Here is a 13,416-nt window from a genome sequence, read left to right on the forward strand (position 1 = left end):
TGCTACTCCCCGTTGTCGACGTCGGTGACGGTGCCGTCCTTGATGTACCGGGCGAGGTTGAGCTCCGGAGCGTTGAACTGCTCGCGCACGCCCTCGCCCCACAGCACGCTCTGGGTGCCCTCCCACTTGACCAGGCCCGGGTTCACGCCGAGCTTGAAGCCGCCGGGCAGCGGCTTGCCGTCCCGGTAGGGCAGGAAGTCCAGCGGAGAGGGTCCGTCGGAGGCGTAGACGGCGCAGTCCGAGAGGATGGCCACCGGGTACTGGCCGGTGAAGGCGGCGTGCTTGACGATCTTTCGGTGCATGTTGATCCGGGTGCGGGAGATGACGGCGGCGCGGATGTCCGGGCGCCAGGTGGGCCGGGCGAGGGCCCGCCAGGGCTGCCCGGGCTTCCAGCCCTCCCCGCGGGGACGCTCGCGCAGCTTGCCGATACCGCCCTTCACAGTCGCCTTGACCGCGGACACCACGATCGCCAGCTGGGGGTCACGCTGCCGGTAGCCGTCCATCGCCTTCAGGAACTCCTCCGGGGACAGGTCCACGCCCACCCCGAGGTCGGCCATCGTGGCCAGGTAGGCATCGCGCAGCCGGTTGTACCAGGCGTCCAGGTAGCGGCCGTTGTCGTGGCGGACGTACGCCTCGATCGGCGTGACGTCGTAGCCGAGCTCTACCGCGTACGCCACGGTCGGCGTGGCGTACCAGGCCGGCCCCGTCGGGCGCTCGCCCTTCGGCGTGAACGGACTGGGCAGCAGCTCGCCGTCCAGCTGCGCCCACCTGTCCTTGGCCACCTTCACGCGGGCCAGGTCGACGTGGCTCAGGTCGACCAGCCAGGAGCCGGGCATTTTCGGATCGAAGACAGGGTTCTTGACGTGCATCGGCGCGCCCAGACCGACTGTGAGGCCGTTCGCGCCTGCGGCGAAGGCCATGTTCACGTCGATGCCCACCAGGTGGGGGCGAAGGCATTCGGCGTCGGTGAGCGGGCGTGCCCAGTCGTACGCCTCCTCCACCAGGACCTCCGCCGGGGTGCGCTGGTGGAAGCGCGGCAGATCGGTGAGAAGCGGGTGCCCGTCGGGTGCCTCGCACGGCGCGCAGTCCACCGGATCCTTGCCCAGCGAGCCGGGGTTGCGCTCGGAATGCCGCCTGCCGTCGGCGTCGGGCTCGGAGGCGCGGGTCGGCGGGTGCAGGGCGGTCATCAGTTCCAGGCCCGTGACGGCGGTGGAGCCGCGCGGCGTCATCACGCGGGTCGCATAGGTGCCCAGGAGCCGCGCGAGGTCGGCCGGCGGCAACTGGGCGGCGTCGGCCCAATGCCGGGTGTCGAGCGCGTCCCACGACGGGATGCACAGCTGCACGCAGGATCGGTCCGAGCCCTGCGCGGGGCGGTAGATCCTTGCCCACGGCCCGAACCCGCGCTTGGTCAGCTGCCAGTTGGCGCGCGTCAGCTGCTTGATGACCTTGTGGCCCTCCGGGATCCGGCCGGCCAGGCGCTCCTCTTTGGTGAGCGTGATGGGCAGGCCGTAACGCTCGCATGCGGCCCCGGTCAGCACGATCAGCGGGTCGGCGTCCTTGCCCGGTCCGGACAACTTCGGCTGACCGAGCCGTCCTTCGCCAAGCGTCCACTCCACCAGCGCGGGAAGCGACTTGGCAGGCACGTCCAGGACCAGGCCGCCGACGCAGTACGCCAGCACCTGGCCCTCTGCGTCGACGTCGACGACCGCAAGCGGACCGTTCTCGAACCTCGCTTCCCTCCCGCCTGCCGGGGTGTCGGCGGGGGCGGCCTTCTTCGCGGCCGGACCGCGCGACGTCGGCCTGGTCGTGGTCGCCGGACGCGGTACAGCGGCAGGAGTGGTGGAGCGTGCAGTGATCCTGCGAGCAGGCCCGGAGTCAGCGTGGGCTTGGGCCGGTTCAGCTGCCGACGGCGCAGGAGCAGCCGCAACGGCAGGCATTCCGGGGACCGCCGTGTCTTCGGGGGGCACCGGAGCGTTGGCGGGGTAGAGCTGGGCGAGCTGCTTGAGCATGCGGGCGTACGCGTCACGCTCCGGCGGCCGTGGCTCGGTCTTGCCGGCCTCCCAGCCGCTGACCGTCGCCCGCCGCACCTGCAGTGCGGCGGCCACCTCGTCCAGCGTCAGCCCGTGCGCCTGGCGCAGCCGCTTGCGCTCCGCCGGGGGCGGCAACGGGGAGCGGGACGCGATGAGCGCGTCGACCGCGTCGAACAGCTCGGACATGCAGCACCTCCAGCCCCGACCCTAGCGTGAAGCGCACGTTTCGCGTACCAAACGCGTACGGATTACGTAAACGGCGGTGGCAATAGCAGGGTTGCCCCGGGAGGGCTTGGGTTCGTACACGTTCTTTAGCCGAGGGCCGCCAGTGGTGTCCTGGCTATGCCTGAACCGGCCGGGGCAAGCGGCTTGGTGTGAGAGATCTGGGAGAGCAGACGGGCCGCCATGCACCGGCCATCGCAGTAGCAGAACGGTAAGGGGCTGGCATGGGTGAGATCGTCAAGGGGCTCGAACAGGCGTTGCTGACCCGTCCCGTGCCCACCCGTGATGCCGCTGTGCGTTTCCTGCTCAAGACGGAGAAGAACTCCACGAAGAATGTGGCCACCCTCCTGGGGATCTCCCAGCGCACGGTACAGAGGTGGACCACCACCCGGCCGGGCATGCGCCGCAACCCCAGTGCTGTGCACGCGAAGTTGATCGATGAGGCCGTCAGGGCACGATGGCAGCCCCGGGTGCGGGCCCGCCGGCGGGCCCGGGCCGAGGCCGACGGCTTTGTCCTCCACACCAGAGCGCGGTTCGGATTCGCCGCTCCGGCAGGCTCGTCGGACGACCCGCGCATCCGGCTGATCACCCAGTACCTGTCCGGAGAAGTAGCCCGCGAGCTGTTCGCCGCCCAGGACGCCGGCGCAGGCGAGCAGCAGCAGATGGTGATCCTCGCCCGAGCGCTGGGGCATGCCTACTTCCGGGACGCAGGCCTGCGCGCCCACGGCCTCGGGATCGCCTTCACCGACCTCGAGTTCGCCGATTTCTCCATCGCCTGACTGTGCACCAGGTTCCGGGCTCAGGACGAGGGCGGCACCTGGTGCCGTGTCAGCATCGTGTCGTAGCCCTGTGCTTCCTTGCGTTCACGCCAGTCCCACTGGATACGGCCGACAGGCCCGGCGCGCTGGCCGGCAGGCGGCTGCGGCGGGCGCAGTCTGGCCGCCTCCGCCACACGCAGCAGGTGAGTGCGGTCGTGCGGGCCGGCCAGCAGATGCTGGTCCTGGCCGGGCGCGAGCCGGGCGAAGCAGACGGCGGCCTTCAGGAAGACGCGGGCCCACGGCGGCACGCGGTAGGTGGCGCAGCCGTCGGTGTAGCGGGCGCGGTCATGCAGGGCCAGGGTGGCCGCGGCGGCGTCGTAGTCGCCGGGGCGGGCGGTGGCGAGCTGCTGGAAGGAGGCGCCGGTAAAGAGCGCGGCGGCGAGGGCGGCGGCCAAACGGGGGTGGGCGGTCACGGTGGAAAGGCGGCGGGCGACCTCCTGGACTGCCTGCTCGGTGAGGGGTGTCGGTGGCGGGCGGTGCCGGAAGACAATCGGCGGCGGTACGCACGGGGCGGTACAGGGGGCAGGGCTGTCGTAGGAGACCAGGCGGTCCAGCGCGGGCAGGGTGAGCCACTGATCTGTCGGCTGGGCGGGCTCGTCCGCAGGCTGGGGTACGGGAGCGGTTGTGCCGTAGTAGTGGCGGTGGGCGGCCTGGAAGTCGGCGGTGATGGCGTAGTCGGCCGTCTGCAGGGCCTGGTGCAGGGCGGCGGGCAGGTGAGAGCGGTGGCAGACCAGGGTCAGGTGGATGCCGGTCAGGGCGCGCAGCTCCAGGAGGCGCATCGTGCGGCGGGCAGTGAGGCGGTGGGCGCGCAGGACGGTCAGCCGGTTCACGGGCAGGGCGTTGATCCAGGCGGTGGCGGCTTCCCAGGCGGGCTGACGGCCGGCGGGGAAACGGCCCGGGAGCAGGGGCGGTTTGCCCAGGGCGGCCAGAAGGTCGTGGGCGAGGCCGGTCTCGCTGGTGGTGCCCGGGCCGGGGTGCAGGGTGATCCGCCCAGCGGGCGGATGGTGGGCGGCCAGGGCGGTGTGCGTGTGAACCGCATCGTCGCCCGGGTCGATGACCACGGCGACGGACGGGGGCACGGCGGGCGGCATCGGTGTGGTGGTCAGGTGAGGCGGCTGAAGGCCCAGCGCAGCAGCTCCTGATCCACCCGGGGGCGGCCGGTGCGGGCCAGGGCGGTGCGGATGTGGGCAGTCAACTGGGCCCAGGCGCGGAAATTGCCGTGCGCGGCGTGCTGGTCGGCGAACGTGATGTCATCGGGGTCGGCGTCGGCCCAGACCGGATGAAACAAAGGAATGGCCTCCAGGACCTCGCTGGGGGTGAGGCGGGTGAAGTGCTGCCAGATGAAGATCCGGGAGGACAGCATCGGTTCACGGCGCAGCACTGTGTGGCAGCCCTCCCCGCCGACGAAAATGATCGCGAGCTGGGTTGAGGGTTCGTCCCACAGGTAGCGGAAGTATTCGAACGCCTCCCCGTTGAGCCACTGGGCCTCGTCGACGAGGAAGGTGCGAGGGCGTTCGGCCAGCGCGGTTTTCAGCAGGCGGTCGAACTCGCTGGGGTGGCGCGGTGGTTCGCCGGCCAGGTCGAGCGCGGTGAACAACTCGTAGCGCACCGCGCGGGCGGTAGGCCGGGCCCGGAAGGTAATCTTGCGGACGTCCTCGTGCGGTTCGAGTGCGCGCAGGCAGATGTTGACGGCGAGGGTCTTGCCGAAGCCGGCGCCGCCGTGGATGCACATCATCGCGCGGGCGGCGACGGTGTCTGTGATGTTGTCCCGGGCGGTGAGCAGGGCCCGGGTGGTGACCACCGACGCATCGGGCAGGTCGACGTACTGGTAGGTGGCCGCGGTCACGAGGCATCTCCGTCTTCAGTGGTCTGTTCAGCCGGTCCGGGCGGGCGCCTGGGGGCAGGTTCGGACGGAACGGGAGGAGGCCGGCCGGGCGCGGTCCGGGTGACGAGGGAAGGCGGGGTACGCCAGTCGGCCGGGGGCGCGGCGGGCGGGATGAGGTCCGGCATCGCCAGATCCGACAGGGCGGTGCCGGCGGACTGGGCGAGCTCGGCCTCGGCCTGCGCGGTGGTCAGCGCACCGAGCCGCCGGGGCGCCTCGGGCTGGTTCACGGCGGCGTAGCGCTCCCGCTGGGAAGCTTCGAGATCCTTTTTCAGACGGCGGCTACGGGCGGATCGCGCTCTTCGTACGGCGCTGACCTGTTCCTCGGTGGCCTGATCGGCCAGGTCCGCAGACCCCAAGTAACGGCCGGTGGCCGCATGGTAGACCTCGATCCGGTGATCGTGGTGGGGCATGAAACGGACCCGGACCTGGATGCCAGCCTGGCCGGTCATCCACGGCCCCACGTAGTCGCGTCTGCGGAAACGGACTCCGCGGGTGGTCAGCGTGCGGGTACCGGCGTCCTCCAGGGTGAACGTCCATAGATCCGCGGCCGGCACGTCCCGCAGCGGGGTGGGATCGTCCTGCCACGCCTCAAGCGGAGTCTTGCCCCGCAACGGCGCGGGGCGGTGCCCGGTGTTCCACCACCGTGTCCAGTCCAGCAGCCGGGCGGTGAAGTCCTCGAAGCTGAGCAGCACTTCGTCCTTCGGCCGGGAGGGGCGTTTGCCGGGGCGGGGCTGGCGGGCGTAGCCGGGCAGCGCGGCCAGGAACATGCTCTCCACCGCCCGGTTGAGGCCCTCGACCGTGCCCTTGAGGTGGGAGGTGTAGGCGGGCAGGTCCTCCACAGTGACGTCCAGGAGATCGAACGCGGCGGTCACCGTCCGGGACAGGAAGTCCTTGCCACGGTCGACCCGCACCTTCTGCGGCAGACCGCCGAACGGGCCGTAGGGGTCCTCGCGCAGGACCGCGGAGCGCAGTGCGGACAGCACCGACTCCCGCGACGGGTCTCCCGGCGTGACCGCGACGCCGGTGATCGCGTTCGTCGCGCAGTCGGTGAACCAGGTGATCCACGGCCTGCGGGACTTGCCCTCGACGTCGACCAGCACCGCCGCTTGGACGTGGTCGGTCTCCCACACCTGGTTGCGCCAGCCGCGCGGCCGGGCCAGGAACACATCATGCTTGCGCGCCGCCCGCTCCCCTCCCGCGAGCCCAGCCCGCTCCCCCGGCGTCAGATCCCGCTGGATCGCCCGGTGCAGCGTCGGAATCGATGGAGGCGGCTCCCCCTCGCCCCTGGCCGCGCGAGCGGTCAGCTCACGATGGACCGCCGCGACGTTGCCCTTCCACAAGGCCAGCAGACGGCGCACCTCCGGGGTGACGGAGAAGCGGTCCTTGCTCTGGACCCGCGCCCCGGGCTCCGCGGCCGCGGCCTCGTCACGCTCGGCAGCGGCAAGCCACCGCCACACCGTACGCTCTGTCACCTCCAACGACTCCGCCATCAGCCGCACATGTCGAGTCGTCAGTTTCTGGTCCTGCCGCAGGGCGAGCAGACGGCGCACGGCAGGGCCGCGCAGCGCCGACAGGGAGGAAGAAGGCAGCCCTCCCCGCGTGTGCGGACCGTCCTCGTGGCCCCCGGCCTCTCCCGGCCCAAAGGCGCCGGTCACAGCGGCCCCATGAGCCGTGCGCAGGCCCGCTCCAGCAACCGGCGGTCCACTACCGCACGGCTCTTGCCGTAGATCTCGGCGGTCAGGTGCGAGGTGAGCTTCGCCCACGTCCGGAAATTGCCGTGGCCCACATGCTCGTCCACCCACACGACATCGTCCTCGCTCACGTCCTCCCACAGCGGGTGGAAGGCCGCCATCGCCGCCGCCACCTCACCCGGGCGAAGACGCGGCACCAACTCCCAGGTCAGCACCCGAGAGGCCAGCGCGGGCACCCGGCGCAGCGCCCGTTCGCTGCCCGCACCCGCGAGCACGAGTGCCGTGTCCGTGTCCGGGTGGTCCCACAGCCCGCGCAGAAACTCCAGCGCCGGCCCCGGAAGGCGCTGTGCCTCGTCCAGTACCAGCACGCGGGGCTGTCGTAGCGCGTTCACCAGCATCAGGTCGGCCTCCCCCGCCCCGCGCGGCAGACGCCTGCCCAACTCGAGGGCATCCGCGAGCACCCGGCGCAGTTCAGGAACCGTCGGGTGCATACCGACATGGACCCGACGGACCCGGGCCGGGTGCGGCAGCTGGGACAAGGCGTACTGCAACGCGACGGTCTTGCCCTGGCCGGCGTCACCGTACAAACACACCACCGCGCCCACCGCGGACGCGTGCGCGACCGTCCGCAGCACCGACTGCACAGCAGACGTATGCACGACCTGGGCGCCCGGCACCAGGACCGGGACCTGCGCCAGATGCTTCTGCTCCCGCAGAAACACCTGCCCGTCGGTACCTCTGTCGGACACGACGTTCAAGCCCAGCTCGCTGAGCGGATCCGGCCTCCTCGGCCCGGCCACCTCGGGCTCCCGCTCGACCAGCAAAGCCCGCCCCGCCCGACGGTCCCTGCGAATCACCCGGTGCAAGGTCGACGCCGACGGCACCGAAGCCCCGCCACCAGCATCGACCAGCCGACGCCTCAGCTCAGCTACGTTCCCTCCCACCTCCCCCAACAGCGCCCACACCTCGTCCGACACCGCATACCCCTGCCGGGCCCCGGCCTCCATCTGCCCGGTCGTCTTGGCCTGTTCCAGCCAGCGCCACACCGTGCGCTCCGAAACTCCCACCGTCTCAGCAACCGCACGCACATGCCGGGTCGACAACTCCCCCGCCTGCTGCCGCTCCAGCAGACGACGCACCACCAACGCCCTGGGCAGCGCAGCCCCACGGCCGGCCCCTACCGCTCGATCCACCCCTCGATCACACCGGCCGAGCCCACCTCAGCGCATAAGAAATCTTGAACCTGAGACAGCATCAGCTGCCATGCGATAAAGCCACACGACAGTGGACCCGCCCATCAATCTCTCACCTCATGACAGCGACCCACCCACCCACAAACAACCACTGACCAGCCCCACAACACCCCACCCCAGAACGCCACCACCGACTCTCCCGACCACCGACACGAAGCCGAGAGATCGCAATTCGTGTCGCGTTTCCGTATGTACCCGACTCCTGATCAGCTTTCTGATCTCAAGGCTCTCGGCCATCCGCCGGAACACAGCCTGCGGGTTCCGCGTGACAGACGACCCCTTCTGTCGTTTGCCAAGCATGATCACTCGCAACAGGGCAGTCGCACCGTTCGTTTATGGCGTTGCCATCACGGCTGGACTGGTCCTCGGGCTGGCCAGCCCCGCCACGGCCATCGAATCTCCGAGCGGCCTGCACTCCCAGCTCCAGTTCTGCAGTGTGGATGTCCTCGGTCTAGGTGATCTGGACTGTAGGTCAGCGTCCAAGTCGCCCTCGGAATACCCCACGGCGCAGGCGGTACGCGACGATGCAGCCCGGAGCGGGATGCAGGCGATGTGGTGCTCAGTTCCCGTTGCTGGGCAGGCCCTCGTCTGCCGCGGCGTCTGAGCTCGATCTTTCGTCTGGGTCCGTCAGCTTGCTGACGGACCTTTCCAAGGTCCTGACGTCCATGCCGGGGATCGGAGTCAGGACCGGAGCGAGGATCCTCATCGACGTCGGCGACGGGACCGCTTTCCCGTCCTCGTCTCCACCCCGGCCCACGCCGCCGAAACCCTGCCCCTGACCGAAGCCGTCGGGGGCCTGCCCGTGGCCACCGAGTCCCGAGATGGCTACGACCGGAACAAGTTCCGCCACTGGAACACCGGCGACAACCCCGTCGACGGCTGCAACACCCGCGCCGAAGTCCTCATCCATGTAGCGGTCACCCCGCCCGCCGTCCGGCCGGCCCACCGCCTGACCGGCGGCAGCTGGTATTCGTACTACGACGCCACCGTCGTGATGTCGGCATCCGGACTCGACATCGACCACATGATCCCCCTCGCCGAAGCCTGGGACAGCGGCGCCTCGGCCTGGACCCCACGACGCCGCGAGGCATACGCCAACGACCAGGGCGCGGAGACCTCGCTCGTCGCCGTCACCGCACGCTCCAACCGCAGCAAAGCCGACCAGGATCCCGCCGAATGGCTGCCGCCGGCCGCCGACGTCCACTGCCGGTACCTCGCCGAATGGGTCGGCACCAAGCTCCGCTGGGCTCTCGCCGTCGACAACGTCGAGCTGGCCGCGTTGGAGAACGCCTCCGCAAGCTGCCCAGCGCAGACCGTGACATACGAGCCCGCCCCCTGAGCCAGCACCACCCACCGCCGTCCGCTTCGCGCGGACGGCGGTGCCCCGCTGTGTGCGTGTACACGGGACGCTGGGCACACGTCACAGGCCCAACTTCTCTTCGATCGTGAAGACGAGGTAGGTGATGCCAAGGAAAGAGGCGCCGCTCCAGGCCAATGCCTGTCCCAGGTCCGAGGACGTGTGCCGGGCGAGGATGTACGCCACCAGAGCAGCCACAGCCCCGGACAGCAGTGCGAGCTGACACCGGCGGTTCGGCAGGCCCGACCGAACCCGAGCCCGCAGGTGTACCGATTGCCGTGTCACCCGTCGGTTCGGCGCCGAGCCCTTTTCGGAAAACTCGAACCCACGGCCCTTGGCCATTTCCTCCAGTCGCCGGATGACGGACCAACTCTGCAGGACACTTCACCCTCGGGTCCGGGCCCTTCTCCTGCGCCATGCCGTCCATCGTGCGCGACAGCACCGACAACCGGCACAAGGACACCCACACTGCGGCATGATCACCTGTCATGTCCTACCTGATGACCGCCGCCGCAGCAGCAGCCGGCGCAGCCATACCGCACGCCGTCAGCCTCGCCGGACAGTGGATCGCCGCCCGCGGCGGCCACGCCCAAGCCGCCGCGGCACGCGACGCCGCCGAACGCGCCGCGCGGTCCACCTTCGAGGACAAGGCCCGAGAAGCCCAACGCGCCGCCCACGTCGCCCTGATCGAGTCCGCTCACGCCGTCGCGGAACACATGCGGCCCGTCCTGTGGCGAGCCGTTGAGGAGTACGCCACCGCAGAGAATCAGCTGAGCGTACGTCTGACGTTCGCCTCCGAGCCCCGCACCGCCTTCCGTACGTCCCTGGCCCGCGTGGAGCTGGAAGGCCCCCCGGACCTGATCCCTCTTGCCCACGAGGTTGCGGCGGCCGTCGAACAGGCCGAAGAGCGCTGCCGGTCAGAGCTGCCTTTCCTGGCAGCCCGGCACCGGCTCAGCCCGGTCTTCGAGGAACCGAGCGACCGAATCCTCTTCCCTCCAGGGGTGGGGCTCGTCGCCGTAAACGCGCTGCTCAACCTGAGCCGCACCGAGACGCCGTCTATGCCCTCGTTGGGCCGCCTCGTGATCCTGCGGGGGGTCACCTCGGCCATGAACCCGCAGGCCCGCGACACGCCGCCGAGCAACCAGGACCAGGCCCACTCCATCCGGGCAGCGGACCCGGAGGAGGTGAGCGCGCTCACTGCGGCCTACCGGGAGACCGCGGAGGCTCTGCGCCGAGCCATCGACGAGGGCGCCGTCACTGAGGACCAGGCCCGGGATCTTCTCTCCGAAGCCGTTCAGGGCCGTCGACACATAGACGCCCCTATAGCGCCGTGGGATCAGATCCACGCGGCCCGCGTTCGGTTCACCGACGCGGCCCGTACGTATCTGCACACTATGCCGGGCCCGGCCGTTAGCTTGTGATCGTGGGCATGGACTCCGCCGTCCTCGCCGCCGCAGCCGCCTACGCAGCCGGGCGACAAGCTGCTGGCCGTCTCTGCGTACGGCAGGTTGCCGGCGTATTCCGGGCCCTCCGAGGACCGCGGTCGAGACCCCAACCAGTCCAAGTTTGGTAAGGGGTCGCCTCACGGCACCCCGGGGAAGGACATCGGCATGACGACGATCACCGAGCAGTCGCGGACGTGACAAGGCGAGGGTGGCCCTGCCGAATGGACGCAGGCATGGGATCGCACCCGTGAGCCGATCGGCACCCGTGCCGACCACTTCAGCGAGCGCGACAGTGACGGCTCGCAGGAGGACGCGATCTCCGCACTGGCGACCGCCTCTACATCACGTGTCGGCGTACACGCGAACGGACTCAAGCGGGTACACGGGAATGTGGTCGCGCCGGCCGTTCGTCACGTGACAGTGCGGCCCAGGTAGGCGGCGAGACGGTCAAGAGGATCGGCGTCATCGGGGACCGGCTGCGGCGGAGCGAAGGAACCGGCGGCAGTACGGGGCAGATCGCCGTAGATCTCGCGTACGACGGGGAGCGCCGTCTCAGCGACGTGCTGAACGGTGTCGTAGGGGTGCCCGATGGCCTGGGCCAGGTCCCAGCCATGGACCAGCATCTCGATCACCAGCTGCTCGACGAGCCGTCGACCGGGGGCGGGCCCGTAGCGCTGCTCAAGCATGCCCGGGCGTGCGAAGGCCGACCGTGCGGCCCGGGTTGCGGTACGGAAGGCCGCGACATGATCGTCCCCGATGTGGTCGGCGGTGAAGTCGGAGCGGGGAGTTCCGTCGGCCAGACCGGCCCACAGCAGGTTCTCCCAGACCAGATGGTTGAGGAGGGCGCGAACGTCCCAGTCGGCGCAGGGCGTTGGCCTGTCGAACTGGCCCGCCTCCACCGCGGAGACGAGTACGCCGACGGCATCCAGGACCTCTTCACAGGTCTGGAGCACGCCGGTCGGTTCCCACGCGTCCTCCCCGGCGTCGTACATCTCGCCGAGTCGCGCAGCTCGCACACCGGGTTCAGGATGCGTCCGCAGTGCCGTTGTCAGCCATCGGCCGGCTGCCGCCATGCTGGGCCGCACGGGCCAGCCGTTGATGATGCACAGCAGCTGCCAGTACCGCTCCGCGTGCGTGTCGGAGGCGACTTCGAGCTGTTCAAGGAGCAGACCTCTGGCCTGCGCGTTGTCGACAAGCTCCTTTCCGTCCGGAGCAGCCTGCGTGGGGATCCAGCTCGCCACGATGGCGGTGACGACGGGATCGGCTGCTGGCGAGTCCGGGGCAATTCCTTGCGCCGCCGCTGTCTCCACTCGCCGCAGCCAGTCGTCTGTCACCTCCTCTGCGTCCCGCAACGCGCTATCGTCGTGCTCGCCTGGGTGGTGTTCGGCGGCGTAGTGGGCCATACGGCGCACACTGGCGCGCAGAGCCGGATTCCTGACGAGTTCGCCTAGTTCAAGCCAGGCGTCGACCTGCTCGTCGGTGGGATCGGCGGGCAGGTCAGGGGTGGCCGCCAGCAGGCCCCGTCGGTAGGTGGGTACGTCCAGTTCTCCCAGGGTGTCGGTGACGAAGTCCTGGATGATGGAACGGCGTTCGGCGGCGGACATGCGCGCCAGCTCGGTCATGGTGGTGAGCCCCTCGGCAGTGGTGTTGCGGCGGGTGACGGAGCGCAGCACGGCCTGCTGCGTTCGCAGCGTGCGGATCTGCTTCTCCAGCGCGTCGATGTGCGTCGCGGCCACGCCTGACAGGGTGCTCTCGCGCTCCAGTACGTTCCGGATCGTCGCCAGCCCCAGGCCCAGCCCTCGCAGTGTCTGCGCCAGCTGCAGCCGCGCCAGTGCCTCGGTGCCGTACAGCCGGTAGCCGGCCGGAGTCCGACGTGCCGGGTGAACGACCCCGGCGTCCGACCAGTGCCGGATCAGCTTCACCGACAGCCCGGTCTTCCGAGCGACTTCCCCGATACTCCAGAGCGTGTTGTCACCGACGTGCATGCGCTCCACCCTTGGGTCTCCCACCGAGGGAGAGTCAACAGGTACCCGGATTCCGCCGACCTTCGCCGCAGGATTCCACGGGGACGCTTCGGTGTACGCGGCTGGACACAAACAGTCGTACGCCGACATCACGGCCAAAGAGCAGCGCGTTGAGCCCGCTGCCGTGCGCCGGCAAGCCGTCGATGACCTCGTTGACCGGCGTCCCGGGGAGACCGACCTCGATGTCGTCCAGAGGTGGAGGGCCCACCTGGAGAACCTGGGGCACAACGTCGACGACAAGACCGACCCAGTCTCCGCCCGCTGGCACTGCCTGCGCTACGAGCACGACCCCGACGAACGGAACTGGGGCGACTCCCTCGCGCGCCATGGATACGCCTTCACCGCCATCCGCCACGTGCTCAGCCCCCACGTGGCGCCGGCCTTCTGAAGCCGCCCTGCTCGAAGCCGGACACGGCATGCTTTTGTTGAGCCCCATCAAATGGGGCACCGCGCCGTCCGACCTATTCGGTGAGTTCCGATACCCGACTGCACCGTTAGGCACCAGCCGACTCCGGCTTCCGGGCAGAGGTCGAAAGCGAACAAGCCCTGGCCCGCGGCGAACACCTCCTGACCGTGATCGACGCCCACGAGCACAACCGCCTGGCCGGCCCGGCAGCCGCCGAGGCACCCGCCGCCTGGAGGAGTTCGAACAACGATCCCGCTTCCAGGGCACCGTCGTCCTCGACGACCG

The 13,416-nt window shown here is 70.0% G+C and carries 11 protein-coding genes and 1 pseudogene; 5 read left to right on the top strand and 7 right to left on the bottom strand.

Translation table 11 applies throughout. The features are described 5' to 3' along the window. Positions 1-2: 2 nt before the first annotated feature. Positions 3-2,216 carry a telomere-associated protein Tap gene (tap, locus tag IE325_RS40395; RefSeq protein WP_190075178.1) on the bottom strand — a complete coding sequence of 738 codons (2,214 nt, stop codon included), beginning with the start codon at positions 2,214-2,216 and terminating at the stop codon, positions 3-5. A 260-nt stretch (positions 2,217-2,476) separates the two neighbouring features. On the opposite strand from tap, the gene tpg reads away from it, so the two are divergent. Next, positions 2,477-3,031: a telomere-protecting terminal protein Tpg gene (gene tpg / locus IE325_RS40400; protein ID WP_190075179.1), complete on the top strand. Its 555-nt coding sequence runs from the start codon at positions 2,477-2,479 to the stop codon at positions 3,029-3,031. Between the two features lie 20 nt (positions 3,032-3,051). Here the strand turns inward: tpg and IE325_RS40405 are convergent, their stop codons facing one another. From IE325_RS40405 to IE325_RS40420, 4 genes are all read right to left on the bottom strand, one after another. Continuing rightward, entirely contained in the window at positions 3,052-4,161 is a 1,110-nt protein-coding gene (locus IE325_RS40405) for a hypothetical protein (protein ID WP_229912394.1), read from the bottom strand. A gap of 11 nt (positions 4,162-4,172) precedes the next feature. After that, positions 4,173-4,916, bottom strand: coding sequence for an AAA family ATPase (locus IE325_RS40410; protein ID WP_190075180.1), 744 nt, complete (start codon positions 4,914-4,916; stop codon positions 4,173-4,175). After that, entirely contained in the window at positions 4,913-6,505 is a 1,593-nt protein-coding gene (locus IE325_RS40415) for a TnsB C-terminal domain-containing protein (protein WP_190075278.1), read from the bottom strand. The genes IE325_RS40410 and IE325_RS40415 overlap by 4 nt, the downstream gene beginning before the upstream one ends. Before the next feature lie 101 nt (positions 6,506-6,606). Next, a complete protein-coding gene (locus tag IE325_RS40420) occupies positions 6,607-7,839 on the bottom strand; it encodes an AAA family ATPase (protein ID WP_190075181.1) in 1,233 nt (410 codons plus the stop codon). 704 nt (positions 7,840-8,543) lie between these two features. Between IE325_RS40420 and IE325_RS40430 the strand changes: the two are divergent. Then, positions 8,544-8,642 (top strand): annotated as a pseudogene (locus tag IE325_RS40430) (transposase); the annotation flags it as partial. 26 nt (positions 8,643-8,668) lie between these two features. Then, complete coding sequence (locus IE325_RS40435; RefSeq protein ID WP_190075279.1) at positions 8,669-9,238, top strand: HNH endonuclease family protein; 570 nt, start codon at positions 8,669-8,671, stop codon at positions 9,236-9,238. An 81-nt stretch (positions 9,239-9,319) separates the two neighbouring features. Here the strand turns inward: IE325_RS40435 and IE325_RS40440 are convergent, their stop codons facing one another. After that, complete coding sequence (locus tag IE325_RS40440) at positions 9,320-9,598, bottom strand: hypothetical protein (protein ID WP_190075183.1); 279 nt, start codon at positions 9,596-9,598, stop codon at positions 9,320-9,322. 146 nt (positions 9,599-9,744) lie between these two features. Here IE325_RS40440 and IE325_RS40445 point away from each other — a divergent pair, with 146 nt between their 5' ends. Beyond that, entirely contained in the window at positions 9,745-10,677 is a 933-nt protein-coding gene (locus IE325_RS40445) for a hypothetical protein (protein ID WP_190075184.1), read from the top strand. A 434-nt stretch (positions 10,678-11,111) separates the two neighbouring features. Here the strand turns inward: IE325_RS40445 and IE325_RS40450 are convergent, their stop codons facing one another. After that, complete coding sequence (locus tag IE325_RS40450) at positions 11,112-12,686, bottom strand: TIGR03086 family metal-binding protein (RefSeq protein WP_190075185.1); 1,575 nt, start codon at positions 12,684-12,686, stop codon at positions 11,112-11,114. Positions 12,687-12,777: 91 nt separating this feature from the next. Here IE325_RS40450 and IE325_RS40455 point away from each other — a divergent pair, with 91 nt between their 5' ends. Next, positions 12,778-13,113 (top strand): hypothetical protein, encoded by a 336-nt coding sequence (locus tag IE325_RS40455; RefSeq protein WP_190075186.1) that lies wholly within the window; start codon positions 12,778-12,780, stop codon positions 13,111-13,113. The last annotated feature ends 303 nt before the right edge of the window (positions 13,114-13,416 follow it).

Source organism: Streptomyces lanatus, assembly GCF_014655715.1.
In the GTDB taxonomy this organism is placed as follows: Bacteria; Actinomycetota; Actinomycetes; order Streptomycetales; family Streptomycetaceae; genus Streptomyces; species Streptomyces lanatus.

Bases quoted from the DNA above. Each gene is read 5' to 3' on its own strand.
- tap (WP_190075178.1), bottom strand. From the start codon at position 2,216: ATGTCCGAGCTGTTCGACGCGGTCGACGCGCTCATCGCGTCCCGCTCC.
- tpg (WP_190075179.1), top strand. From the start codon at position 2,477: ATGGGTGAGATCGTCAAGGGGCTCGAACAGGCGTTGCTGACCCGTCCC.
- IE325_RS40405 (WP_229912394.1), bottom strand. From the start codon at position 4,161: ATGCCGCCCGCCGTGCCCCCGTCCGTCGCCGTGGTCATCGACCCGGGC.
- IE325_RS40440 (WP_190075183.1), bottom strand. From the start codon at position 9,598: ATGGCCAAGGGCCGTGGGTTCGAGTTTTCCGAAAAGGGCTCGGCGCCG.
- IE325_RS40445 (WP_190075184.1), top strand. From the start codon at position 9,745: ATGTCCTACCTGATGACCGCCGCCGCAGCAGCAGCCGGCGCAGCCATA.
- IE325_RS40450 (WP_190075185.1), bottom strand. From the start codon at position 12,686: ATGCACGTCGGTGACAACACGCTCTGGAGTATCGGGGAAGTCGCTCGG.